This window comes from Stutzerimonas stutzeri KOS6 (assembly GCF_000307775.2).
In the GTDB taxonomy this organism is placed as follows: Bacteria; Pseudomonadota; Gammaproteobacteria; order Pseudomonadales; family Pseudomonadaceae; genus Stutzerimonas; species Stutzerimonas stutzeri_B.
Genome location: NZ_KK020676.1, coordinates 1,109,595 through 1,133,313, shown reverse-complemented (window position 1 = coordinate 1,133,313; position 23,719 = coordinate 1,109,595). Strand labels below are relative to the sequence as shown.

General features: G+C 62.5%; 25 protein-coding genes. 19 read left to right on the top strand and 6 right to left on the bottom strand.

What is annotated here, in order from left to right:
- The first annotated feature begins 21 nt into the window (after positions 1 to 21).
- From B597_RS33425 to B597_RS33335, 19 genes are all read left to right on the top strand, one after another.
- Positions 22 to 1,059 carry a TRAP transporter substrate-binding protein gene (locus B597_RS33425; RefSeq protein ID WP_003291964.1) on the top strand — a complete coding sequence of 346 codons (1,038 nt, stop codon included), beginning with the start codon at positions 22 to 24 and terminating at the stop codon, positions 1,057 to 1,059.
- A 282-nt stretch (positions 1,060 to 1,341) separates the two neighbouring features.
- Complete coding sequence (gene styD, locus B597_RS33420; protein ID WP_003291963.1) at positions 1,342 to 2,820, top strand: phenylacetaldehyde dehydrogenase StyD; 1,479 nt, start codon at positions 1,342 to 1,344, stop codon at positions 2,818 to 2,820.
- A gap of 20 nt (positions 2,821 to 2,840) precedes the next feature.
- On the top strand, positions 2,841 to 3,239 hold the full coding sequence (locus B597_RS33415) for a carboxymuconolactone decarboxylase family protein (protein WP_003291962.1): 399 nt from the start codon (positions 2,841 to 2,843) through the stop codon (positions 3,237 to 3,239).
- Positions 3,236 to 4,123, top strand: a complete 888-nt coding sequence (locus tag B597_RS33410) for an NAD(P)-dependent oxidoreductase (RefSeq protein WP_003291961.1) — start codon at positions 3,236 to 3,238, stop codon at positions 4,121 to 4,123. Before B597_RS33415 ends, B597_RS33410 begins: the two co-directional genes overlap by 4 nt.
- Positions 4,124 to 4,177: 54 nt before the next feature.
- Complete coding sequence (locus tag B597_RS33405) at positions 4,178 to 5,185, top strand: TRAP transporter substrate-binding protein (RefSeq protein WP_003291960.1); 1,008 nt, start codon at positions 4,178 to 4,180, stop codon at positions 5,183 to 5,185.
- Positions 5,186 to 5,208: 23 nt separating this feature from the next.
- Positions 5,209 to 5,664, top strand: a complete 456-nt coding sequence (locus tag B597_RS33400; RefSeq protein WP_192939396.1) for a TRAP transporter small permease — start codon at positions 5,209 to 5,211, stop codon at positions 5,662 to 5,664.
- A 58-nt stretch (positions 5,665 to 5,722) separates the two neighbouring features.
- Complete coding sequence (locus tag B597_RS33395) at positions 5,723 to 7,015, top strand: TRAP transporter large permease (protein WP_003291958.1); 1,293 nt, start codon at positions 5,723 to 5,725, stop codon at positions 7,013 to 7,015.
- 22 nt (positions 7,016 to 7,037) lie between these two features.
- Positions 7,038 to 7,961 (top strand): NAD(P)-dependent oxidoreductase, encoded by a 924-nt coding sequence (locus B597_RS33390; RefSeq protein WP_003291956.1) that lies wholly within the window; start codon positions 7,038 to 7,040, stop codon positions 7,959 to 7,961.
- Positions 7,962 to 8,008: 47 nt separating this feature from the next.
- Positions 8,009 to 8,935: a helix-turn-helix domain-containing protein gene (locus B597_RS33385; RefSeq protein ID WP_003291955.1), complete on the top strand. Its 927-nt coding sequence runs from the start codon at positions 8,009 to 8,011 to the stop codon at positions 8,933 to 8,935.
- A gap of 30 nt (positions 8,936 to 8,965) precedes the next feature.
- Positions 8,966 to 9,268 carry an EthD family reductase gene (locus B597_RS33380; protein ID WP_003291954.1) on the top strand — a complete coding sequence of 101 codons (303 nt, stop codon included), beginning with the start codon at positions 8,966 to 8,968 and terminating at the stop codon, positions 9,266 to 9,268.
- Between the two features lie 455 nt (positions 9,269 to 9,723).
- Complete coding sequence (locus tag B597_RS33375; protein WP_003291953.1) at positions 9,724 to 10,902, top strand: OprD family porin; 1,179 nt, start codon at positions 9,724 to 9,726, stop codon at positions 10,900 to 10,902.
- 297 nt (positions 10,903 to 11,199) lie between these two features.
- Positions 11,200 to 11,859, top strand: a complete 660-nt coding sequence (locus tag B597_RS33370) for a fumarylacetoacetate hydrolase family protein (RefSeq protein WP_003291952.1) — start codon at positions 11,200 to 11,202, stop codon at positions 11,857 to 11,859.
- A gap of 10 nt (positions 11,860 to 11,869) precedes the next feature.
- The gene (locus tag B597_RS33365) at positions 11,870 to 12,643 is read left to right on the top strand and encodes a fumarylacetoacetate hydrolase family protein (RefSeq protein ID WP_003291950.1); all 774 of its coding nucleotides are present in this window, start codon (positions 11,870 to 11,872) and stop codon (positions 12,641 to 12,643) included.
- Positions 12,644 to 12,647: 4 nt separating this feature from the next.
- Entirely contained in the window at positions 12,648 to 14,108 is a 1,461-nt protein-coding gene (gene hpaE / locus B597_RS33360) for a 5-carboxymethyl-2-hydroxymuconate semialdehyde dehydrogenase (protein WP_003291949.1), read from the top strand.
- 73 nt (positions 14,109 to 14,181) lie between these two features.
- Positions 14,182 to 15,039, top strand: coding sequence for a 3,4-dihydroxyphenylacetate 2,3-dioxygenase (gene hpaD / locus B597_RS33355; protein WP_003291948.1), 858 nt, complete (start codon positions 14,182 to 14,184; stop codon positions 15,037 to 15,039).
- Positions 15,040 to 15,052: 13 nt separating this feature from the next.
- On the top strand, positions 15,053 to 15,463 hold the full coding sequence (locus tag B597_RS33350) for a 5-carboxymethyl-2-hydroxymuconate Delta-isomerase (RefSeq protein WP_003291947.1): 411 nt from the start codon (positions 15,053 to 15,055) through the stop codon (positions 15,461 to 15,463).
- A 12-nt stretch (positions 15,464 to 15,475) separates the two neighbouring features.
- On the top strand, positions 15,476 to 16,279 hold the full coding sequence (gene hpaH, locus B597_RS33345) for a 2-oxo-hept-4-ene-1,7-dioate hydratase (protein WP_003291945.1): 804 nt from the start codon (positions 15,476 to 15,478) through the stop codon (positions 16,277 to 16,279).
- 94 nt (positions 16,280 to 16,373) lie between these two features.
- On the top strand, positions 16,374 to 17,177 hold the full coding sequence (hpaI, locus tag B597_RS33340) for a 4-hydroxy-2-oxoheptanedioate aldolase (protein ID WP_024161922.1): 804 nt from the start codon (positions 16,374 to 16,376) through the stop codon (positions 17,175 to 17,177).
- 11 nt (positions 17,178 to 17,188) lie between these two features.
- Positions 17,189 to 18,643, top strand: coding sequence for an NAD-dependent succinate-semialdehyde dehydrogenase (locus tag B597_RS33335; protein WP_003291944.1), 1,455 nt, complete (start codon positions 17,189 to 17,191; stop codon positions 18,641 to 18,643).
- 65 nt (positions 18,644 to 18,708) lie between these two features.
- Here B597_RS33335 and B597_RS33330 read toward each other — a convergent pair whose 3' ends face one another.
- Genes B597_RS33330 through B597_RS33305 form a run of 6 tightly spaced genes read right to left on the bottom strand, consistent with a single transcriptional unit; the run spans position 18,709 to position 23,713 of the window.
- A complete protein-coding gene (locus tag B597_RS33330; protein ID WP_031323376.1) occupies positions 18,709 to 19,395 on the bottom strand; it encodes a GntR family transcriptional regulator in 687 nt (228 codons plus the stop codon).
- 15 nt (positions 19,396 to 19,410) lie between these two features.
- Complete coding sequence (gene hpxZ, locus B597_RS33325) at positions 19,411 to 19,812, bottom strand: oxalurate catabolism protein HpxZ (protein ID WP_003291942.1); 402 nt, start codon at positions 19,810 to 19,812, stop codon at positions 19,411 to 19,413.
- A complete protein-coding gene (locus B597_RS33320) occupies positions 19,809 to 20,477 on the bottom strand; it encodes a cysteine hydrolase family protein (protein WP_003291941.1) in 669 nt (222 codons plus the stop codon). Before B597_RS33320 ends, hpxZ begins: the two co-directional genes overlap by 4 nt.
- Positions 20,474 to 22,009, bottom strand: coding sequence for an ABC transporter ATP-binding protein (locus tag B597_RS33315; protein ID WP_003291940.1), 1,536 nt, complete (start codon positions 22,007 to 22,009; stop codon positions 20,474 to 20,476). Before B597_RS33315 ends, B597_RS33320 begins: the two co-directional genes overlap by 4 nt.
- Positions 22,010 to 22,011: 2 nt before the next feature.
- The gene (locus tag B597_RS33310; protein ID WP_003291939.1) at positions 22,012 to 22,701 is read right to left on the bottom strand and encodes a biuret amidohydrolase; all 690 of its coding nucleotides are present in this window, start codon (positions 22,699 to 22,701) and stop codon (positions 22,012 to 22,014) included.
- Between the two features lie 4 nt (positions 22,702 to 22,705).
- A complete protein-coding gene (locus B597_RS33305; protein ID WP_031323374.1) occupies positions 22,706 to 23,713 on the bottom strand; it encodes a formamidase in 1,008 nt (335 codons plus the stop codon).
- Positions 23,714 to 23,719 lie beyond the last annotated feature (6 nt).

Below are 23,719 nucleotides of genomic sequence, written 5' to 3'. Positions count from 1 at the left end.
AACAAAAAAGGAACCACCATCATGAAACGTCTCACCGCCTTGTCGTTGCTCACTCTCTGCATCGGCGCCCCGCTCAGCCAGGCTGCCGAAACGGTAACCCTGAAAGTCGCCCACTTTCTGCCAGCAGCCTCCAACGCCCACCGCAACGTCATCCAGCCCTGGTGCGATCGCATTGCCAAGGAATCGGACAACCGCATCCAGTGCCAGATTTACCCATCCATGCAGCTCGGCGGTACCCCGGCTCAGCTGCCCGATCAAGTCCGCCGCGGGGTCGCCGACGTGGCCTGGACCGCTCCGGGCTACTCCACCGGCCGCTTCCCACGTAGCGAGGCGGTGGAACTACCGTTCATGCTGCCGCCCAATGGTGAGCTCGGCTCGAAGATCATCTGGGAGTTCTATGAGCAGGCGCTGAAAGAGGACTACAGCGACTACAAGGTACTTGCCCTGCACAGCGACGGCGGTATGCAGCTGCATAACGCCGACAAGAATGTCGCTACCCTGTCCGACTTCAATGGCGTCAAGTTGCGCGCCTCGACACGCATGACCTCACGCCTGCTCGATGCGCTCGGCGCCACCCCTGTAAGCATGCCGCCAGCGCAGATGACCGAGTCGCTGTCCAAGGGCGTGATCGACGGCGCATTGGTGGGCTGGGAGGTGATTCCGGCGCTCAAGCTCGACGAGATCACCCGCTTCCATTCGGAGCCGAAGGACGGCCAGCCGATCTTCTCCACCACCCTGCTCAGTTTCCTGATGAACAAGCAGCGCTACGAAAAGCTGCCCGACGACCTGCGCGCGGTGATCGACCGCAACAGTGGGCTGGCGCTATCGACTACCTTCGGCGCCAGCTGGGACAAGGAAGCGGCACGCGCACGCCAAGTCGTACTCGATCAGGGCGCAACGCTGACCAAGATCGACGACGCCGACTACCAGCAAATGCGCGACGCCGGCGAGAAAGTCACCCGCGAATGGTCCGCCGAAGGTGATGACAAGGGTATCGATGGCACCCAGCTGGCGCAGACCCTGCGCGACATCGCCAAGGCCAACGGCCAGACGTACTGATCCTTCGACACACCGCCTGCCCTGGCCCTTGACCAACCCGATCCGTCATGTCGCGTTGGCCAGCGCCATGGTGGGCGCGCTGTACCGGGCCGAGTCGATGCACGCCACGCATCCAGCAACCCCACCTGGCCCGGGCGCCCCAACGGCTCTCATCACTGAGAGCCATCGGAAAGTAACCAAATCCGCTTACTGCACGAAATGGCAACAACTCTGCACGGGGCGTCAACGGCAGTAGCAAAGAGGCTTGTTAAGGTCCATCCATAACAACAACAGGACCGAATAATGGATATTCCAGAATTGGCAAAACGCGCCATCCGCGAGCGCATGCTGGTGGATGGTCAATGGCGAGACGCACAGTCCGGCGCATCCTTCGCCGTGTACAACCCCGCCACCGGCCTGGAGATCGCTCGCCTGCCCTGTGCCGGCGAGCCCGAGGTCGACGCTGCCGTGCAGGCCGCACGCGCGGCCCTGCGTCAGCCCGGCTGGGCAGGTATGACGCCCTATGCACGAGAGCGTCTCATCTGCAGGCTGGCTGACCTGATCGAGGCAAATGCCGACGAACTCGCCCAGCTGGAAACCCTGAACCAGGGCAAGCTGCTGCAATGGTCACAGGCCATCGAAGTCGGCGGTAGCGTGCAATGGCTGCGCTACATGGCCGGCTGGGCGACCAAGATCGAGGGCAGTACCTTCGATGTATCCCTCCCGATGCCGCCCGGTACTCGCTACCGTACTTCCACCCACCGTGTACCGGTTGGCGTGGTGGGCGCGATCGTACCGTGGAATTTCCCGCTGGCCATGGCCATCTGGAAGATCGCTCCGGCGCTGGCCTGTGGTTGTACGGTTGTACTCAAGCCAGCCGAGGAAACCCCTCTGACAGCCCTGCGCCTGGCCGAACTGGCACTCGAAGCCGGTTTCCCGCCTGGCGTGCTCAACGTGCTGACTGGCGACGGCAGCACGGGCGCCGCGCTGGTGCGTCATCCCGGCGTGGACAAGATCACCTTCACCGGCTCCACCGAAGTCGGCCGACTGATCGGCGCCCAGTGCGGCCGTGACATCCGTCGTGTCGCCCTGGAGCTAGGCGGCAAGAGTCCGGTCGTGGTGCTAGACGATGTTGATGTCGAGACCGCGGTACAGGGCGCCGCTGGCGCCATATTCTTCAACCACGGCCAAGTGTGTACGGCTGGCTCGCGGCTCTACATAGCTCGCTCGAAATATGACCGGGTGGTTGCCGACTTGGCCAGCGTGGCGAATGCGACAGTGCTCGGCTCAGGCTTCGATGGCCAGGCGCAGATGGGGCCGATGGTATCGGCCGGACATCGCGACCGCGTCATGCAGTTGGCGGCGAGCGGCGCCGCCGAGGGTGCCGAACTGCTGGCTGGTGGCGTTCGCGGCGACGGGCCAGGCTACTTCGTTCGTCCCACCGTGATCGCCAACCCGGACAACAAGCCACTGACCCTGGTGCGCGAGGAAGTCTTCGGCCCGGTGCTGGTGGCCATGCCCTTCGACGATCTGGACCAGGTGCTGAAGGACGCCAATGACTCGGTCTACGGCCTCGGTGCCAGCGTCTGGACCAACCGCATGGACCAGGCCCAGCGGGCCATCGATGCCCTGGAGGCCGGCACCGTGTGGGTCAACACGCACAACCTGGTCGACCCGAACATGCCCTTTGGCGGTTTCAAGGCTTCTGGCTTGGGCCGCGAGCACGGGCGCAGCGCGATCGACGCCTACACCGAGCTCAAGAGCGTCTGCATCGCCTACTGACAAGAACAAGGAGAAAGCAAATGAGCGAAAAAACCTATGACTCAGGCCTGGCCATCCGCCACGCCATGTTCGGCGAAGAAGTCACCGATCGCCAGATCGCCGACGCCAGCCCGTTCACACGTCCTATCCAGGACCTGGTCACCGAACAGTGTTTCGGCGAGGTCTGGAGCCGCCCGGGCCTGGACCGCAAGACCCGTAGCCTGGCGACACTCTGCATGCTGATCGGCATGGGACGGTCACACGAGCTGGCTATCCATGTGAAGGGGGCCGTAGCCAATGGCGTGACGGCACAGGAACTGAGCGAACTGATGCGTCACGCCGCAGTGTACTGCGGCGTTCCCGCGGCCGTCGGCGCCGCTTACACCACCGACGCGGCACTACGCGAACTCGGCATCTCGTTTGGGGAAGGGCAAGCATGAGCCAGTCAAAAAATGTGGCCTTCATCGGCCTGGGCAACATGGGCGAACCCATGGTAGCGAACCTGGCCAAGGCCGGCTTCAACCTCAAATTGCACGATGTCGACAGCAACCGGGCAGCGCAGTTGGCCGAGAAGTATGGCGCTACGGCTTGCCTGACCTGGACTGATCTGGCCGCAGGATCCGAGCTGGTGATCACCATGCTGCCGACCGGGGCAATCGTCCGGGACGTGCTTCTCGAGGCCGAAGGCGGTTTGCTGGCCCATCTGACACCGGGCACGCTGGTGGTGGATATGAGTTCGTCCGAACCACTGGGCAGCCGGGAGCTCGGTGAAACGCTGGCCAAACGGGGCGTCGAGCTGATCGACGCCCCGGTTTCCGGTGGCGTGCCCGGGGCACTGGCCGGCACGCTGTCGATCATGGCCGGCGCCCGCCAGCCCTCAATCATTGACCGAGCCATGCCGGTATTCGAGGCTCTTGGCAAACGCGTGTTCCGCACAGGCGGCCTCGGCTCCGGACATGCCATGAAGGCACTGAACAACTATGTGGCCGCGGCCGCCTACACCGCCACGGCAGAAGCTGTGCTGATCGGCGAGCGCTTCGGCCTGGACGCGGCAATGATGGTCGAGATCATCAATTGCTCCACCGGCCGCAGCTTCAACAGCGAGGTGGTGTTTGCCGGCCAGGTCGTTCCCGGCACTTTCCAGACCGGCTTCGCCCTCGGCCTGCTGGCCAAGGACGTCGGCATCGCCACCGGACTGGGCGAAGCCCTGGACGTCAACGCGCCGGTCAGCCGCGCAGTACGAGAGCGCTGGGAGCATGCCCGCACCATCCTCGGTGCCACCACCGATCAGTCACGGGCCTTGACAGCCTGGGGCAAGAAATAGTTAATAACTTAACGAAAGCGCTCCATCCCAATTACAACAAGAGTGGAAGCAATCATGAACCTATCCCGTCGTATCTTCGCGGCCGGCGCCCTATGCCTGGCCAGCACCTTCGTCCAAGCTGAAAACCTCTACGTCTCCCAGTGGTTGCCGGAAGGGCACCCAATCTCCGCGGTCATGCAGGACTGGGCCAAGCAGGTGGAGAAATCCACCGAGGGCCGCGTCAGTCTGCAGACGCTGCCACAGCCGGTCACCAATCCGGCCGGCCACTACAACGCCGTACGCGACGGCCTGGCCGATATCGCAATGACCGTGATCGGCTACACTCCCGGCCGATTCCCATTGTCGGAAATCGCCGAGATGCCACTGATGGCCGACTCTGCCGAGGCAAACTCGGTGGCCTTCTACCGTCTCGCCGAACAAAACCCGCCGATCATGGACGAGTACAAGGACGTCAAGGTGCTGGCCCTGTTCAGCCATGGCCCCGGCGTGGTGTTCAACAGCCAGAAGCCCGTGGAAACACTGGACGATCTGCGTAGCCTCAAGTTCCGGGTCGGTGGCGGCGTGGTCAATGACGTAGCCAAACTGCTTGACGCCAACACGGCGCTCAAGCCCGCCACCGAATCCTATGAGCTGCTCTCCACGGGCGTCATGGACGGCGTCTGGCTGCCATTCGAATCATTGGTGACCTACAAGCTCGACGGCCTGATCAAGCACGCAACTGTCTTCCCGGGGGGCCTTTACAGCTCCACGTTCATCGTCGTGATGAACAAGGATCGCTGGAACGCCCTTAGCAAGGCCGATCAGGCGGCGATCCAGGCGCTGTCCGGCGAGCCCTACTCGCGGGCCCTGGGTCAGGCGTTCGATAAGCGCGACGCCGAAGGACGCGCACTGGCCGAGCGCTCCGGTATCCAGATACTGGCGGCTCCCGAGCCGTTGGTGAAAGAAGCCGAGGCCCGTATCGAGCCACTGCAACAGCGCTGGATCGAACTGGCCCGCAGCCGCGGCGTGAGCGAGCCTGAGCAGAAGATCGCGGCCTATCGCGCAGAGGCACGGGCACAGTGAAGGCCATGTCGGTGGAACGGGCAGTGGACCGGCTCAACGGGCTGCTGGTGTTCGCCGCCGGCAGCGCCCTGTTCGGCCTGATGCTGCTGACCTTCGTCGACGTGCTGGGGCGCAAGTTCTTCCGCTCCGTACCCGGCGCGCTCGAAGTCAGCGAGATGCTGATGGTGATCGTGCTGTTCTGCGCCCTGCCTCTGGTGTCCTGGCGCAGCGAGCACGTCGGCTTCGAGCTGGCTGACGCCTTCTACAAGGGGCGCCTGGCTGTCTGGTCGCGAATGCTGATGGATCTGGTATGCGCAGTCACCTTCGCCTTGCTGGGGCTGGCCTGCTGGCGCTACGCCGGTCGCACTTTGGATGACGGAGACGTCAGCGTCTACCTGCGTATCCCCATCGGCTGGTTCGTCTACCTGATGGCCACCACCGTGTTGCTCGCCGGCCTGTTGCATCTGCTCCGTTGCCTGACCATCGACCGACGGGCTTGAACGTGGCAAGGCCCGTCACGCTGGGTGGCGGGCCCTTCCCTTAAAGGTGTTACTACTTATGTTGGCCTCACTACTTGGCTTTCTGGCGGTGTTCGCCCTGATGTTCATGCGCATACCGATCGCGCTTGCCATGGGCATTGTCGGCTTCTTCGGACTGGCGCTGCTGCGATCCTGGGATGCTTCGCTGATCAGCACGCTATCTGTCATTAAAAGTACTGGCTTTTCCTACACCCTTTCAGTCATCCCGCTATTCATTCTGATGGGCAATCTAACCGCCCGGGCGGGCATGGCAGCTGAACTCTTCGAGCTGGCGCGCTCGTTCATCGGCCATCGGCGCGGAGGTATCGCCATGGCGAGCATCGGCGCCAGCGCCGGGTTCGGCGCCATCTGTGGCTCGTCGATCGCCACTACGGCCACCATGGCGAAGGTGGCCTACCCGGCGATGCGCCAGCTCGGCTATTCCGAGACTCTGGCCGCTGGCACCATCGCCGCCGGTGGCACACTGGGCATCCTGATTCCGCCATCAACGGTGCTGGTGATCTACGGCATCATCACCGAGACCAGTATCGGGCGCTTGTTCGCTGCGGGCATGATTCCCGGCGTGCTGATGATGGTACTGATGTGCTGTGCCATCGCCTGGGTGGCTCATCGCGATCCGCAGGCAGCGCCGGCCTGCGCGCGGGACAATTGGCGGCAGCGGCTGCGCGCCCTGAGCAAGATCTGGGGCGTGGTGGTGCTGTTCCTGGTGGTGATGGGTGGTATCTACGGCGGGCTGTTCACCGCTGCCGAAGGAGCCGGCTTCGGAGCCTTCGGTGCCTTCCTCTTCGCACTGCTGCGCGGAAAGCTCAACTGGGCGATCTTTTCCGAGGTGATGAGCGAGTCGACCCGCGCCACAGCCATGCTGTTCACTATCCTGATCGGCGCCCTGATATTCGGCAACTTCATCAACTTCACCGGCATGCCCGGCGAACTGCGCACGGCGGTTAGCGCCCTGAGCATCAGCCCAACCCTGGTGGTGGTCGCCATCTGCCTCATCTACATCGCGCTAGGCAGTGTCATGGAAGAGCTCTCCATGATTCTGCTCACCGTGCCGGTGTTCTTTCCGGTCATCGTACAGTTGGGTTATGACCCGCACTGGTTCGGCATTCTCATCGTCATGGTGGTGATGATCGGCATGATCAGCCCGCCGGTGGGCATGAACCTGTTCGTACTCAGCTCGCTGCTGCCGGAAGTATCGGTCAAGACCCTCTACCGCGGCGTCATTCCTTTCATCGGCGCTCTCGTAGTAGGGCTGCTGATTCTCATCCTGTTCCCGTCACTGGTCACCTTCATTTTCCAGTGGATCCATTGAACCTGAACAAGCGGACTTTTCCATGACGACTCAAATCAGCAAACCCCGCATCGGATTCATCGGCCTCGGCGTGATGGGCGCGCCGATGGCGACCTGCCTAGCCAATGCAGGCTTCTCCCTGGCCCTGTACGACGTCTCGCCGCTACTGGCCGAGGAGCTCTCTCTGGTACTGCCCGACGCCATGGCCTGCAGGAATCCAGCAGAGGTGGGTCGCAATAGCGATATCGTTGTCACCATGCTGCCGAACGGCAGAGTGGTCAACCAGGTGGTGACGGCTGAGGATGGGCTGCTCGCCGGTATGGCCCCCGGCAGTCTGCTGCTCGATACCTCCTCGTCGGAGCCCTGGCTGACGCGCGAAACTGCGGTACTGCTGGAAAAGCAGGGTATCGAGATGGTCGATGCACCAGTTTCGGGCGCTCAATGGGGCGCTCAGTCGGCGGAACTGGTATTCATGGTTGGCGGCAGTGAGCGGAATGTCGAGCGCGTGCGGCCACTGCTCGACGCCATGGGGCGTGCCGTGTTCCACCTCGGCGATCTGACCTGCGGGCACATGATGAAGTGCATCAACAACCTCATCACCGCCATGACCCTAACCGCCACCACCGAAGGGCTGGTGATCGGCAAGCGGCACGGTCTCGACCCGTCGGTGATGACGGATGTGTTGAACGAATCCACGGGCATGTCCTGGATCACCCACACGCACATCCATCAGCGCGTGATCAGCCGTCGCTTCGACGATCCCTTCAAGCTGGAATTGATGCTCAAGGACATGGGCATCGCCATGGGCTTGGCCGAGCAAAGCGGCGTCGAAGTTCCCGCATCACGCCTGGGCCACAAGCTCTGGGAACAGGCATCGGCGGCAATGGGGCCGGGTGCCAGCGTTAGCGAATTCGCGCGATGGGTCGAACAGACGACCGACACGGCGATCACTGCGAACAGTCACTGACCCCCGCCCGTCAAGGGCAGGCTGTATTCGGAATGCGGAGCGTCGACATGCAAGAGCCAACTCAGCTTAGCCTGCAAAGTCTTCAGAACTGGCGCGACCTGGCCAGCGACCACTTCCTCAAGCTTGACTGCCAGGCGCCGGACAATTTCCGAGCGCGAGCACTCATCGCCCGGTTCGGCAGCAGCCTGGCAGCAGAAATGGACGTCAGCGCATCACGTGTGCTGCGTCGACGTCGCGATGCGGAAAACAGCCAAGTGGCGTTTTTCAAGCTGTTCTGGCAACTGAGCGGTAGCAGCCGGATCGAGCAAGGAAACCACTCTGCCAAGCTTGAATCGGGCATGTGGTCGATCTACGACACAACGCGCGAATACAGCATCGAATCTAGCGATCGCTCACGCTTCATGGTTCTGCTCATGCCTCAGACGGAATGCTATGGCTGGTCCACGAGCGTCGGTGCCTTGGCCGGACAGCCTCTGGGTGGTCGAGGAACGCCGAGTATCGTGATGGCCTCGCTAGCTGGAATGCTGCGTGATGGCAGCACATTAGACCCGGCCAGCCAGGCGACACTGCAAGGATCCACCGTGGCACTGATCGAGCGGGCCCTGGAGAATCAACTCACCCGGACCGGACTGTCAGCCAAAGTCAACAACAACTCGCGGCTGGAGCAGGTCAAGGGCTACATCCAGCACAATCTGGCCAACACGCACCTGACCCCGGAAACCATCGCCCAGGCCTTCGCCATCTCTCGACGCAGCCTGTACAACCTGTTTCTCGATCAGCGCACAACGCCCAGAGCCTTCATCCAGCAGGCGCGCCTGGAGCGAGCCTGCACCCTGCTGGCGCATCCCGAATGGCGCGAGCGCACGGTCGCGCAGATCGCCCTGGGCTGCGGTTACACCGACCCGGCCCACTTCAGCCGCGCCTTTACGGCCCGCTTTGGCATGCCACCCAGCGCCTGGCGACACCGGCACTGAAATACAAACCACTCTGGCAAGGAAAACACCATGTACAAACTGATGGTCCTTTATCCCCATCCGGCCGACCCGCAAGCCTTCAAGGCGTACTACGTCAACCAGCACCTGCCCATGGCACGCAAGCTGGACGGCATGCTGCGTTTCGATTACGCCTTTCCAGAGCCACTGGGTGATGCAACCAGCCCATGGTTCTGCATCTTCCAAGCGTACTTTCCCGACCAGGCTACCTTGCTGACGGCCTTGCAATCACCCACCGGGAAGGCACTTGCCGCCGATGTGCCCAATTACTCCCCGAACGGGGCCACGTTGCTGCACGCTTTCATCCAGGAATGATGCAAGACACCCAGCCCTCCCGGGCTGGCCTGGGTCTGACGCAGCTCGTTACCGACGGTTCATACACGGAGCAGATAAGGAGTGGCGTCCGGCCACTTCAAAATCTCTTTCATAGTTAATCATCTGCTCGGCTTGAGCACTCATAGGCAGCTGAATCGCCAGCATTGCAGTGGATGTCAACTCGGTCTCGAGTTAACAGAAAAATCAATAAATCCAATCCAATAACTAAAAAATCGATCGTTGCACAGGAAGACAATTGTCACTTGCACGCAATGGCAAATTTGCATCACCGATATTGTTAATAGGTTAACAATGATCTATAAAATTTAGTGCTCGCCTTGCACAGGTGTTAGCTGACGCACCCAAAGCCCAAAAGGATAAAAACAATGACTTGGCAAAACACTACTCCCCTCTTCTGCACGCTCGCTGCCGCCGTCGCCTGCGCTTCGAGTGGTATGGCCAGCGCGGCGCTGATCGAAGACAGCAAGGCCTCGCTCGAACTGCGCAACATGTACATGAGCCGCGATTTTCGCAATGAAAACGGCAACCCGACCCAGGAGGACTGGGGTCAAGGTTTCACCTTGCGCTTTCAGTCCGGATTCACCGAAGGCCAGGTCGGTTTCGGCCTAGACGCCATCGCCCAGCTCGGACTGAAGCTCGACTCCACCGCAGGCAACAGCCGAACCGGCGTGCTTGCAGTCAATGATGCCGGCGTACCGGAAGACAACTGGAGCGAGCTCGGATTGACCGCCAAGGCGAACATCGGCGAGACCACCCTACGCTTGGGTGCGTTGCAGCCGGTGCTGCCAGTAATCATGTATAACGACACGCGGCTGCTGTCTGGCACCTTCACCGGCGGCATGGTGAGCTCGCAGCAAGACATCGATGGCCTACAGTTGAATGCCGGGCGAGTCACCGAAGCCAACTTGCGCGACTCCAGCAGTCGCGACGACATGCAGTACGTGTACAACGGTGCGGAGAGCGACCATTTCGACTTCGCTGGCGGCTCCTACGACCTTTTCGACGGGCTGACCGCAAGCTATTACTACGGCGAGCTCAAGGACGCATACAAACAGCACTTCCTCGGCCTGGTTAACGTGCTCCCGCTGTCCGACAAGCTGAGCCTGCGCACCGACCTGCGCTACTTCCAGAGCAACGACAGTGGCGACGCCATCGGTGGCGAAATCGACAATAACGCACTGATGGGCATGGTCACCCTGAATGCCGGCCCCCACAAATTCAGCGGTGCCTATCAGCGCATCTCAGGCGACGGTAATTTCCCGTTCATGGCCGGTAGCGACCCATACAGCGTTAACTTGGTTACCTACAACACCTTCTCCAAGGCCGAAACCGACGCTTGGCAGCTGCGCTACGACTTCGACTTCGTCGCGCTCGGCGTGCCCGGCCTGAGCTTCATGACCCGCTACGTCAAGGGCTACGATATCGAGACGCCGACCGTCAGCGACGGCAGCGAATGGGAACGCGATACCGACTTGGTATACACCGTCCAAGACGGCAGCCTGAAAGGCCTGAATGTACGTCTGCGCAACGTAGCCTTCCGCTCCGGAGACGGGCTCACCACCGACGTAAACGAAAACCGCCTGATCATTGGCTACACCTTGCCACTCTGGTAACAACAGCCGGGCATTTCCCCGCCAGTCCGCTCCCCTGGCGGGGGTTTTTTGAAGGTATTTGCAGCTCTTGGCAACTGCCTGCACCGGCCAATCCAACCTCGCTGTCCACCCTGCTTGATTAGACCCGAGTACTGCTTGGGCATTCCCAGGCGTAGTGCCGTTCGGCGAGAAGCGCCACTCAATCGACCAAATATCTTGACACCAATTAACATGTTAAATATAAAATTAACATGTTAACCAATATTATTTTCAAGGTGCGCCACCCGTCGCCCACCGAGAACCAGAAGGGAGAACACCATGGCCCGCACCCTTGACGAGGCAGCCCACGGCACCCTGTTCGGCATTGCACTGAACTACAAGGGGCTGCTCGAACGCCGCCTGGAAGAATTCGACCAGCCGCCCTACCAGAAGCCTCCGGTCAAACCGGTGCTGTTCATCAAGACGCCCAACACCCGCAACGCCAACGGCCAGCCTGTGGTGTTTCCGGCGGGCGTCGAGCGCCTGCAACCGGGGCCCGCTCTGGGTGTGGTGATCGGCAAGCGTGCCAGCCGCGTCAGCCAAGCCGAGGCCATGAGCCATGTAGCCGGCTACACCATCGTCAATGAATTCAGCCTGCCGGAAGACAGCTACTACCGCCCGGCAGTCAAGGCCAAGTGCCGCGACGGCTTCTGCCCGATCGGCCCCGAGGTGGTGGACGTCAGCGCGATTTCCGATCCCAACGCACTGACCCTGCGCCTGTACGTCAACGGCGAGGTTCGGCAGGAAAACAGCACCGCCAACTGGGTGCGCACCATTCCCCAACTGATTGCCGAACTCAGCGAGTTCATGACCCTGGACGAAGGCGATGTGCTGATCACCGGCACGCCGGAAGGTCGGGTGGACGTTCAGCCGGGCGACACCGTCGTGGTGGAAATCACCGGCATGGGCAAGCTGACCAACACCGTGGTCGCGGAATAAGGAGCCTTCGATGAAACACGCACGCATCCGTTACCAGGGCGATATCCACAACGTTACCGTCGAGGCCGCCAACGCGGTCCGCCTGCCCAGCGGCGAGCTGCTGCTGGAAGATCAGGTCGAGTGGCTGCCCCCGGCCACCGGCAGTATGTTCGCCCTGGGGCTGAACTACGCCGACCACGCCGCCGAGCTGTCCTTCAAGGCACCGACCGAGCCGCTGGCCTTCATCAAGTCGCCAGGCACCTATACCGGTCACAAGCAGATCACCTGGCGCCCGGACAACGTCAAGTACATGCACTACGAGTGCGAGCTGGTCGCGGTAATCGGCAAGCCGGCACGGAACGTCAAGCGCGAGGATGCACTTGAGTACCTCGCTGGCTACACCGTCTGCAACGACTACGCGATCCGCGACTACCTCGAAAACTACTACCGCCCGAACCTGCGGGTGAAGAATCGCGACTGCACCACCCCGGTAGGCCCGTGGATCGTCGATGCCGCCGAGGTACCGGACCCGTCCAACCTGACACTGCGCACCTGGATCAACGGTGAGCTGAAGCAGGAAGGCACCACCGCGGACATGATTTTCGATATCCCTTACCTGATCGAGTACTTCTCCAGCTTCATGACCCTTCAGCCGGGCGACATGATCGCCACCGGCACGCCCGAAGGCCTGGCCGACGTCGTACCGGGTGATGAGGTCGTAGTCGAAGTGGAAGGCGTAGGCCGTCTCGTCAATACCATCGTCAGCGAATCCGACTTTTTCGCGGCGCGTGCCAAAGAGGTTTGAGTAAATGATCAAGCACTGGATCAACGGCCGCGAGGTCGAGAGCAAAGAGACCTTCACCAACTACAACCCGGCCACCATGGAAGCTATCGGCGAAGTCGCCAGCGGCGGTGCAGACGAAGTGAACCAAGCCGTTGCGGCCGCCAAGGAAGCCTTCCCCAAGTGGGCCGGCCTGCCCGCCAAGGAGCGCGCCCGCCTGATGCGCAAGCTCGGTGAGCTGATCGACCAGAACGTGCCGAAGCTGGCCGAGCTGGAGACGCTGGACACCGGCCTGCCGATTCACCAGACCAAGAACGTGCTGATCCCGCGAGCCTCGCACAACTTCGACTTCTTCGCCGAGGTCTGCACGCGCATGAACGGCCATAGCTACCCGGTGGACGACCAGATGCTCAACTACACCCTGCATCAGCCGGTGGGAGTGTGTGGCCTGGTGTCACCGTGGAACGTGCCGTTCATGACCGCGACCTGGAAGACCGCGCCTTGCCTGGCGCTGGGTAACACCGCGGTGCTGAAGATGAGTGAGCTGTCGCCGCTGACCGCCAATGAGCTGGGCCGTCTGGCCGTCGAAGCCGGCATTCCCAACGGCGTGCTGAACATCATCCAGGGCTACGGCGCCACCGCTGGCGATGCGCTGGTCAAGCATCCGGACGTGCGTGCCATCTCCTTCACCGGCGGCACAGCCACCGGCAAGAAGATCATGGCCAACGCCGGCCTGAAGAAGTACTCGATGGAACTGGGCGGCAAGAGCCCGGTGCTGATCTTCGACGACGCCGACCTGGGCCGTGCGCTGGACGCCGCGTTGTTCACCATCTTCTCGCTGAACGGCGAGCGCTGCACCGCCGGTAGCCGAATCTTCATCCAGGAAACCGTCTATGCCCAGTTCGTCGACGAGTTCGCCGCCCGCGCCAAACGCCTGATCGTTGGTGACCCGCAGGACCCGAAGACCCAGGTTGGCTCGATGATCACCCAGGCCCACTACGACAAGGTCACCGGCTACATCAAGATCGGCATGGAAGAAGGCGCCACCCTGGTCGCGGGCGGGCTGGAGCGTCCGGCGGGCCTTCCGGCACATCTGTCCAAGGGACAGTTCATCCAGCCCACCGTATTTGCCGACGTGAACAACAAGATGCGCATCGCCCAGGAGGAGATCTTCGGGCCGGTGGTCTGCCTGATCCCCTTCAAGGACGAAGCCGAGGCCCTGCGCCTGGCCAATGACACCGAATACGGCCTGGCCTCCTACATCTGGACCCAGGACATCGGCAAGGCCCATCGCCTGGCCGCTGGCATCGAGGCGGGCATGGTGTTCATCAACAGCCAGAACGTGCGCGACCTGCGTCAGCCGTTCGGTGGTATCAAGGGCTCCGGCACCGGGCGAGAAGGCGGCGAATACAGCTTCGAAGTGTTCACCGAAGTGAAGAACGTCTGCATCTCCATGGGCAGCCACCACATCCCACGCTGGGGCGTGTAAGGCAGCCAGCGGGGTGGGCTCCACTCCGCTCAAACCAACAACAAGCGCCCTCGCGGCGCCAGGGAGAACCGCCATGGGTGAAATCGTCCTCGCAGCAAAAATCTGCCACGTTCCCTCGATGTACCTCTCCGAATTGCCCGGCCCGAACCACGGCTGCCGGGAGCAGGCCATCGCCGGCCATAAGGAAATCGGCCGCCGCGCCCGCGAGCTGGGCGCCGACACCGCCGTGGTGTTCGACGTGCACTGGCTGGTCAACAGCGCTTACCACATCAACTGTGGCGAGCACTTCAAGGGCATCTACACCAGCAACGAGCTGCCCCACTTCATCAAGGACATGGAGTACGAATATCAGGGCTGCCCCGAACTGGGCGCGCTGATCGCTGAGGAGGCGAACGCCGCCGACGTGCGTACCCTGGCTCACAACATCGCGAGCCTGGAGCTGGAATACGGCACCCTCGTGCCGATGCGCTACATGCACATGGATGTGCCGGAGGACCAGCAGCTCAAGGTCGTCTCCATCGCTGCCTGGTGCGCCTGGCACAGGCTCGAGGACAGCTTCACCTTCGGTGCCGCCGTGCGCCGCGCCATCGAGAAGAGCGACCGCAAGGTACTGGTGCTGGCATCCGGCTCCATGTCGCACCGCTTTTCCGACGACCGCCTGGCCCAGCAGAACCTGAACAACTGGAGCCGCGAGTTCGACAAGCAGGTCGACCTGCATGTCGTGGAGATGTGGAAGCAGGGCCGCTTCAAGGAGTTCTGCGCCATGTTGCCTGACTACGCTGAGCATTGCTTCGGCGAGGGCAAGATGCACGATACCGCCATGCTGCTCGGCCTGCTCGGCGGGCCGGAATACAGCGGCAAGGTGGAAGTGATCACTGAACTGTTCGGCAGCTCCGGCACCGGCCAGATCAACGCCGTCTTCCCGCTCTGACCCGGAGGCCCCGATGCCACATCTGGTTCTGCTCTATACCGCCGATCTGGAAGCCGACGTGCCGATGGACACCCTGTGCCGCGAGTTGGCCGACGCCATGCTCGAACAGCGCGATGAAACCGGCAAGGCCGTGTTCCCCACGGGCGGCACCCGCGTGCTGGCCTACCCGGCCGCGCATTCGGCGGTGGCCGACGGCCAGGGCAACTACGGCTTTCTCTACGCCAACCTGCGCATGGGCGCTGGTCGCAGCAAGGTCGTGCATCAGTCCGTCGGCAAGGCACTGAGCGCCGTGCTGGCGCGCCACACCGAGGCCGCGCGCGCGCGCCGGGCGATCGGCGTGACCCTGCAGATCGACGAAAGCACCAGCCAGGTTTTCGACGCCAAGCACAGCAGCCTGCATCCGCTATTCAACAAGAACACCTAGAAGGTCCCCGTCATGCTCGACGTCTCCCTCATCCAGCAATGCGCTGCCCGGCTCGACGCCGCCGAGCGCTCGCGCCAGCAGGTGCGCCAGTTCTCGCTGGACCACCCTGAAATCACCATCGAAGACGCCTACGCCATCCAGCGCGCCTGGGTCGACATGAAGATCAAAGACGGCCGTAGGCTGGTCGGCCACAAGATCGGCCTGACTTCGCGCGCGATGCAGGTCTCCTCCAACATCACCGAACCCGACTACGGCGCACTGCTCGATGACATGCTGTTCGACGAGGGCAGCGACATTCCCTTCGAGCGCTTCATCGTCCCGCGCGTGGAAGTGGAGTTGGCGTTCATTCTCGGCAAGCCGCTGAAAGGCCCGAAGTGCACCATATTCGATGTACTCGATGCAACCGAATACGTGATCCCCGCGCTGGAGATCATCGACGCGCGCATTCATCAGGTCGACCCCGAGACCAAGGTTACCCGCAAGGTGTTCGACACCATCTCCGACAACGCCGCCAACGGTGGCGTTGTCATGGGTGGCCGGCCAATCCGCCCGCACGACATGGATCTGCGCCGCGTGCCGGCGATCCTCTACCGTAACGGGGTGATCGAGGAGTCCGGCGTTTCTGCCGCAGTGCTCAACCACCCGGCCAAAGGCGTGGCCTGGCTGGCGAACAAGCTGGCGCCGTACGACGTCACGCTGCAGCCGGGCCAGATTATCCTGGGCGGTTCCTTTACCCGCCCGGTCGCCGCCAACCCGGGCGACAGCTTCCATGTCGATTACGACCAGCTGGGCTCGATCGCCTGCAGGTTTGTTTAAACGCGCACCTGGGCTGGGGATAGGGGGAGGCATGGGACAGACAGACCTCCATGAGCCGTATCCCCAGCCCCGGCGCTCCTGAGAGGAATCCGCCATGGACCTGCCTACCAACACCTTCAAGCAGCGGCTCACCAGCGGCGAAGCGCAGATCGGCCTCTGGGTCGGCCTGGCCAACCCCTACTGCGCAGAGCTAGCGGCCAATGCCGGCTTCGACTGGCTGCTACTCGACGGCGAACACGCACCCAACGACCTGCAGAGCCTATTGGGCCAGTTGCAGGCGGTTGCGCCCTATGTGTCGCACCCGATCATCCGTCCCCCAATTGGGGATGCGGTATTGATCAAGCAACTACTGGATCTTGGTGCCCAGACGCTGTTGGTGCCGATGGTGGACTCCGCCGAGCAGGCCGAGCACTTGGTCAAGGCCATGCACTACCCGCCCAAGGGCATCCGTGGCGTGGGCAGTGCGCTGGCACGGGCGTCGCGCTGGAACACCATCCCCGGTTATCTGGGCCACGCCGATGAGCAGATGTGCCTACTGGTACAGATCGAGAACCTTGACGGGCTGGCCAATCTGGACGCCATTGCGGCGGTCGAGGGTGTCGACGGCGTGTTCATCGGCCCGGCCGACCTTTCCGCGTCCATGGGCCACCGTGGCAACCCAGGGCACCCGGACGTGCAGGTCGCGATAGAGGACGCCATTGCCCGTATCCGCAAGGCCGGCAAAGGCGCCGGCATCCTCTCGGCCGACCAGACGCTGGCGCGCCGCTACATCGAACTGGGCGCCGCCTTCGTTGCAGTTGGCGTCGACACCACCATCCTGATGCGCGGGCTGCAGAGCCTCGCCGCTGCATTTAAGGACGCCCCCGCCCCGGCCACCAGTGGCGGCGGCGTTTACTGAAGAGGTTTTTCATGAAGCTGAATGATTCATCCCTGCTGCGACAGCAAGCCTACGTCGATGGCCAGTGGATCAATGCCGAAGACGGCGCCCGCTTTGCCGTACGCAACCCGGCCGACAACAGCGTCATCGTCGAAGTCGCCTCGGTTGGCGTGCGCGAAACCCGCAGCGCCATCGAAGCGGCCGAAAAGGCCTGGCCGGCCTGGCGCGACAAGACCGCCAAGGAGCGCGCCGCCATCCTCCGCCGCTGGTTCGAGCTGATCATGGCCAACCAGGAAGACCTGGCGCGCCTGCTTAGCTGGGAACAGGGCAAGCCGCTGGCCGAAAGCCGTGGTGAAATCGCCTATGGAGCTAGCTTCATCGAATGGTTCGCCGAAGAGGCCAAGCGCGTCTACGGCGACGTGATACCGCACGACAAGCAAGGTCGGCGCCTGGTGGTGATCAAGCAGCCGATTGGCGTCGTCGCGGCTATCACGCCCTGGAACTTCCCCAACGCCATGATCACCCGCAAGGCTGGTCCGGCGTTGGCCGCCGGCTGCACCGTGGTGCTCAAGCCCGCCTCCGAGACACCACTATCAGCGCTCGCGCTGGCCGAACTCGGCGAGCGCGCAGGCATCCCGGCCGGGGTCTTCAACGTAGTGCCTGGCACCAATTCCCGCGCCATTGGTGGCGAGCTGACCGGCAACCCCAAGGTGCGCAAGCTATCCTTCACGGGCTCCACCGGCATCGGAAAGCTGCTTATGGCTCAATGCGCCGAGAGCATCAAGAAGGTCAGCCTGGAACTGGGCGGCAACGCGCCCTTCATCGTCTTTGACGACGCTGATCTTGATGCAGCCGTGCAGGGTGCGCTGGGCTCGAAGTTCCGCAACACCGGGCAGACCTGCGTCTGCACCAACCGTGTCTTGGTGCAAGCAGGGGTTTACGACGAGTTTGCCAAGCGCCTCACCGCCGCAGTCGCCGCGATGAAGGTGGCCCCGGCGACCGATGCTGGCGCGCAGCAGGGCCCGCTGATCAACGAAAAGGCCGTTGCCAAGGTTGTCGAGCACATCGAGGACGCCGTGTCGAAAGGTGCCCGCGTGTTGACTGGCGGCAAGCCGCACGCGCTGGGCGGCAGCTTCTTCGAGCCCACAGTCCTGGCAGACGTTACCCCGCAGATGCTGGTGGCCCGCGACGAAACCTTCGGCCCACTGGCACCGATCTTCCGCTTCGACACCGAAGCCGAAGCCATCGCCATGGCCAACGACACTGAGTTCGGCCTGGCTTCCTATGTCTATACCCAGAACCTCGGCCGCGCCTGGCGTGTCAGCGAGGCGCTGGAGTACGGCATGGTCGGTGTCAACGAAGGGCTGATTTCCACGGAGGTCGCGCCCTTCGGTGGTATCAAGCAGTCCGGCCTCGGCCGCGAGGGCTCGCACTACGGCATCGACGACTACATTGAGCAAAAATACATGTGCCTCGGCATCGGTTGAGGCATTGACCGGACACCCGCGTTATCGGCTTATCCGAGGCCCGGCTTTTCGAGTCGAACGCGGGATTACGCCTGTTGAAGACTGTTGCGTGCCTCGGACAGCATCGACAGGCTGATCTTGCGTACTTCGATCTTGCTCTGTTCGATATGCGAACGCAGAAGCATCTGCGCCTCATCGCGCCGGCGTGATGCCAGTGCCGTCAGAATGCGTGCGTGTTCGTTGTAGGTTTCCTCGATCCGAGCGCTCTTGTAAAAATCCAGGCGCCGGACAATACGGATGCGATCACAGACTTCAGCGTGCACACGCATCATTTCCCGATTTCCGGCGGCTGCGAGCAAACCGCTGTGGAAGGCTTCATCCAGATCGGCGACCTGCTTCATGCCGTGCTCGCGCTCGCCCGGCGGCACCATCCAGATGCGATTGAGTTCCACAAGCGCGCCGGCCAGATCCGGCAGGCCGCATAGACGCTCGATGGCGACGCTCTCCAGTACCACACGCAGGTCGTACAGCTCGTCGATCTGGTTGAAATCCAGCGGCTTGACGGTCCAGCCGCGGCGAAACCCCACTTCCAGATAACCCTCGCGCTCCAGACGATAGAGCGCATCGCGCACCGGTGTACGCGACACCTGGTAGCGCGCGGCCAATTCAGTCTCGCTGAAGCGGTCATGGGGCAGCAGCTGATAGTCGAAGATTTCCTGCTTCAACCGTTGATAGATCTGCTGCGCCAGGGCATTGGTCTGGTGCTTGAGAATGGCATCACCTGTCTGTCAGAGCGTACTGAGATCGACACTTACATGTGCCGAAACCACTTTCCAGCCGGCGGGAAAGCGTACCCAGGTCTGCATTTGCCGGCCAGTACGCAGGGTTTCACCGTCGCTGAATTCCGTGCTGACGGTGGCATAGTTCTCATCAAAAGTGGATATAACCGTGTTGCGCAGCTGGCGGCCGGGCCCTACCGGCGTGCAGATGCGCCGGTAGGTGGCGATATCCCGCGCACCGTAGAGGTTTTCGGCAACGCCATAACGCACGGTATGGTCGGTGTCCCAGAAGTAGTCGTCCAGCACCTCCAACTCATTGGCCAGCAGGGCGCGCTCGTAGTCCTCGAAGGCCAGGCGCACGGCCTCGACCACATGGGGCAGATTGATCAATGGCTCTTTGCCCACGCTCATTCCTCGTTCATGGCAGCGTCCAGCGCTGCCAACGTGGCGGTATGTCCGACGATTCCCCCCTGGGCGACGATCATCTCCAGGGTCTCCTGCTTGAAGGCAGGGAAATAACTGTCGGTTGCGTCTTCGATCAACAGGCAGCGATAGCCCCGGTCGTTGGCCTCGCGCATGCTGGTCTGCACGCAGACCTCGGTGGTCACACCCGCGAAAATCAGACACTCGATGCCCTGTGCGGCCAGCCTGTCCCCCAGACCGGTCGCGTAGAACATCCCCTTCCCCGGTTTGTCGATCACCCATTCACCAGCAATCGGCGCCAGTGACGGGATGATCTGATTGCCCGGCTCGCCACGCACCAGAATGCGTCCCATCGGCCCCGGATCACCGATACGCAAGCCTTCTGCGCCGCCTTCCCGCTTGGCTGCAGGGCAGTCCGAAAGGTCCGGCAGATGCGACTCTCGCGTGTGGATGACCAGCATGCCCTTCTCCCGGGCCAGCGCCAGCAGCGACTCCACCGCCGGGACGATGGCCTGCAACAGACTTACGTCGTTACCCAGCGCCGCACCAAAACCACCTGGTTCGAGAAAGTCCCGCTGCATGTCGATGACCACCAGCGCGGTACGCGTTGGATCGAAGTTGAAGGCTGCCGGCTTGCCCGGCACGCTGATCATGCCGCACCTGCCGTATGGTCAGCGCCGGCCATGTAGTGGCCGAGCGTGGCGCGGTCAGCCTGTTCGGCTGCCACCTCGAAATTGATTTCACCCTCGTGGATCACCAGGATGCGGTCGGACATTTCCAGCAACTCGTCCAGATCCTCGCTCAGCAGCAGCACGGCGGCACCCTGGGCGCGGGCATCGCGCAGACGCTGGTGGATGATCGCCACCGAGGCGAAATCCAGGCCGAACACCGGGTTGGAGACGATCAGCGTGCGCACGTCGTGGGTCAGCTCGCGGGCCAGGACCGCACGCTGCACGTTACCGCCTGACAGCGTACCTATCGGCCGCAGCGGGTCCGCCGGGCGCACGTTGAACTGTTCGATCAGGGCCTCGGCCTGGGTCTGAATCGCCTTCCGGTTGATCAGCCAACCCTGGCGGCACAGTGGCGGCTGGTCGAAATTGCGCAGCGCCAGATTGTCCGCCACGCTCATGCCGGCGATGCAGGCATTGCGCAGGGGCTCTTCCGGCAGGCTGAATACCTTCTCCCGTTGCATCTCCCGGCGGCTGGCCTGGTAAGGAGCGCCATTGATGCGAATCTCGCCACTGACCGACTGCCGCTGACCGAGCAGCGCCTCGGTCAGTTCACGCTGGCCATTGCCGGAAATGCCGGCAATGCCGACGATTTCGCCAGGGCGCACGTCCAGCGACAGCTTGCTGACCGCCAATGTGCCCTTGTCATTGGCCACGCTCAGTTCGCACACCTCCAGCCGAGGTGCGGCGTCGCGGTCGACCGGCTGCTGGCTGGCCGGCTCGGCAGCCGCTTCGGAGGCGCCCATCATCCAGGTGGCCAGTTCCTCCTGGGAGGTGGCGCTGACCTGGGTACTGCCGACCAGCCGGCCCTTGCGCAGCACGCTGACATCGTCAGCGAAGCGCGATACCTCGCCGAACTTGTGGGTGATCATCAATACCGAAATATCCCCACGGCGAGCCATATCGTGCATCAGGCCCAAGACCTCTTCGGCCTCCTGCGGCGTCAGTACCGAGGTCGGTTCGTCGAGAATGATCAGTTGCCGGTCCAGATACAGCTGCTTGAGGATTTCCAGCTTCTGCTTCTCGCCCGCCGCCAGCGAACTGACCGGACGTTCGATATCCAGCCGGAACGGCATGCGCTGCATGAAGTCATTGAGGCGCTTGCGCTCCAGAGGCCAGTCGATGCGCCAGCCCAGATCGCCACGCGATAGCACCAGATTCTCCGCCACACTCAGGCCCGGCGCGACGGTGAAGTGCTGGTAGACCATGCCAATGCCCAGCGCATGAGAGTCTCGCGGGGTACGAATCTGCTGCTGGCGGTTGTTGACCAGCAACTCGCCGTCGTCCAGCGGACCGTAGCCGACGATACCCTTGACCAGCGTGCTCTTGCCCGCGCCATTCTCGCCCAACAGCGCATGGACGGTACCGGCGCGCACGGTCAACGACACCCCCGCCAGCGCCTGAAAGCTGCCGAAGGATTTGCTCGCGCCGATGATTTCCAGGCTGATCGCACGCATGCTCAACGCTCGCTCAACAGCTCGACGAGCGACGCCGAGTCGGACACAGCACCAAACACCCCACCCTGCATCTTGACCATGTGCAGCGCAGCCAGGTGGTTACCCGGATCGGTGGCACCACAGCAGTCTTCCAGCAACAGGCACTCGAAGCCGCGATCATTGGCCTCACGCATGGTGGTGTGCACGCAGACGTCGGTGGTGATGCCGCACAGGATCAGGTTCTCGATGCCGCGGGTACGCAGGATCAGTTCCAGGTCGGTGGCGCAGAACGAGCCCTTGCCGGGCTTGTCGATGATCACTTCGCCAGCCAGCGGCTGCAGCTCCGGAATCAACTCCCAGCCCGGTTCGCCACGCACCAGAATGCGGCCACAGGGACCCGCATCGCCGATGCCGGCACCGATGCGCTGGGATCGCCAGCGCTTGTTGGCCGGCAGATCGGACAGGTCCGGGCGATGCCCTTCGCGGGTGTGGATGATATGAAAGCCCTGCTCGCGCATGACCTTCAGCACACGGTTGATCGGCTCGATGGGCGCACGCACGGCCGCCAGATCGTAGCCCATGGTGTCGACGTAGCCGCCTTCACCACAGAAATCAGTCTGCATGTCGATGATGATCAGCGCGGTATTGGCCGGATGCAACCGCCCGTCATACGGCCAGGGATAAGGATCGGAAACAAGAAAGCGCTCGCTCACGGTGTTACTCCTGGCTGTGCGGGTTGTAGAGTCGCTCGGGCGCGGCAAAGCCGCAGCTGCTGCCATCGGTATGGACTACGTCGTCCTCCCAGGGCAGGCGGTACTGGCCAGCCGCAAGGTCATGCATGTAGGTGTAGGGGCAATCCTGCGCCCCGCCCTTGACCGCCACATAACCGCGGTGGCCGAACTGATAGATATTGTTCTCCACGCCCCAATGCTTGCGCGCCTCGCGGACCAGGTCCGGTCGCAGCTCGCAAGAGACGATCTCGTCCGCCCGCCCGCCGCCCTCGGCCATAGGTGTGCCATCGAAATCGACGAACATGGCTTCGCCCATCGAATCGAAGGTGCCGTCGGAACCGCACATGCACACGCTGGCGGTCTGCATCAGATTGGTGAAGGAATTGACCTGGTTGGTGATCTTCCATGAATGGCGGATCGGTGCGGTGTAGCCGGCGGTACGGATCATGATTTCCGCCCCCTTGTAGGCACACTCACGGGCCATTTCCGGGAACATGCCGTCATGGCAGATGATCAGGGCCAGCTTGCTGCCGCGCGGACCGTCACAGACCGGGATGCCGAGATTGCCCGGTTCCCACGGTTCGACCGGCACCCAGGGGTGCAGCTTGCGGTAGTACAGGCGCACTTCACCGGTATCGTCGACGATGATGCCGCTGTTGTAGGGGTTGCCGTGCGGGTTGGCTTCCATGATCGAGAAGCAGCCCCAGATGCTGTGATCGATGCAGGCCTGCTTCAGCGCCGCCACTTCCGGCCCATCCAGGGTACACATGATGTCGGGTGAGGTATCCATCGACAGCCCGTGCAGCGAGTACTCCGGAAATACGATCAGGTCCATGCCTGGCATGCTGCGCCGGGCCTTGCCGATCATCGACACGACCTTCTGCGTCTGGGTCCAGAGTTCGTCGCGGGTGTGCGGGTCGGGCAGTGCCAGCTGTGCCAACCCGATCACGACACCATTAGGTGATTTGTTCAGCCCACCAAGTCCACTTGCCATGTCATT

Bases quoted from the DNA above. Each gene is read 5' to 3' on its own strand.
- B597_RS33425 (WP_003291964.1), top strand. From the start codon at position 22: ATGAAACGTCTCACCGCCTTGTCGTTGCTCACTCTCTGCATCGGCGCC.
- styD (WP_003291963.1), top strand. From the start codon at position 1,342: ATGGATATTCCAGAATTGGCAAAACGCGCCATCCGCGAGCGCATGCTG.
- B597_RS33415 (WP_003291962.1), top strand. From the start codon at position 2,841: ATGAGCGAAAAAACCTATGACTCAGGCCTGGCCATCCGCCACGCCATG.
- B597_RS33410 (WP_003291961.1), top strand. From the start codon at position 3,236: ATGAGCCAGTCAAAAAATGTGGCCTTCATCGGCCTGGGCAACATGGGC.
- B597_RS33405 (WP_003291960.1), top strand. From the start codon at position 4,178: ATGAACCTATCCCGTCGTATCTTCGCGGCCGGCGCCCTATGCCTGGCC.
- B597_RS33395 (WP_003291958.1), top strand. From the start codon at position 5,723: ATGTTGGCCTCACTACTTGGCTTTCTGGCGGTGTTCGCCCTGATGTTC.
- B597_RS33390 (WP_003291956.1), top strand. From the start codon at position 7,038: ATGACGACTCAAATCAGCAAACCCCGCATCGGATTCATCGGCCTCGGC.
- B597_RS33385 (WP_003291955.1), top strand. From the start codon at position 8,009: ATGCAAGAGCCAACTCAGCTTAGCCTGCAAAGTCTTCAGAACTGGCGC.
- B597_RS33380 (WP_003291954.1), top strand. From the start codon at position 8,966: ATGTACAAACTGATGGTCCTTTATCCCCATCCGGCCGACCCGCAAGCC.
- B597_RS33375 (WP_003291953.1), top strand. From the start codon at position 9,724: ATGGCCAGCGCGGCGCTGATCGAAGACAGCAAGGCCTCGCTCGAACTG.
- B597_RS33370 (WP_003291952.1), top strand. From the start codon at position 11,200: ATGGCCCGCACCCTTGACGAGGCAGCCCACGGCACCCTGTTCGGCATT.
- B597_RS33365 (WP_003291950.1), top strand. From the start codon at position 11,870: ATGAAACACGCACGCATCCGTTACCAGGGCGATATCCACAACGTTACC.
- hpaE (WP_003291949.1), top strand. From the start codon at position 12,648: ATGATCAAGCACTGGATCAACGGCCGCGAGGTCGAGAGCAAAGAGACC.
- hpaD (WP_003291948.1), top strand. From the start codon at position 14,182: ATGGGTGAAATCGTCCTCGCAGCAAAAATCTGCCACGTTCCCTCGATG.
- B597_RS33350 (WP_003291947.1), top strand. From the start codon at position 15,053: ATGCCACATCTGGTTCTGCTCTATACCGCCGATCTGGAAGCCGACGTG.
- hpaH (WP_003291945.1), top strand. From the start codon at position 15,476: ATGCTCGACGTCTCCCTCATCCAGCAATGCGCTGCCCGGCTCGACGCC.
- hpaI (WP_024161922.1), top strand. From the start codon at position 16,374: ATGGACCTGCCTACCAACACCTTCAAGCAGCGGCTCACCAGCGGCGAA.
- B597_RS33335 (WP_003291944.1), top strand. From the start codon at position 17,189: ATGAAGCTGAATGATTCATCCCTGCTGCGACAGCAAGCCTACGTCGAT.
- hpxZ (WP_003291942.1), bottom strand. From the start codon at position 19,812: ATGAGCGTGGGCAAAGAGCCATTGATCAATCTGCCCCATGTGGTCGAG.
- B597_RS33320 (WP_003291941.1), bottom strand. From the start codon at position 20,477: ATGATCAGCGTGCCGGGCAAGCCGGCAGCCTTCAACTTCGATCCAACG.
- B597_RS33315 (WP_003291940.1), bottom strand. From the start codon at position 22,009: ATGCGTGCGATCAGCCTGGAAATCATCGGCGCGAGCAAATCCTTCGGC.
- B597_RS33305 (WP_031323374.1), bottom strand. From the start codon at position 23,713: ATGGCAAGTGGACTTGGTGGGCTGAACAAATCACCTAATGGTGTCGTG.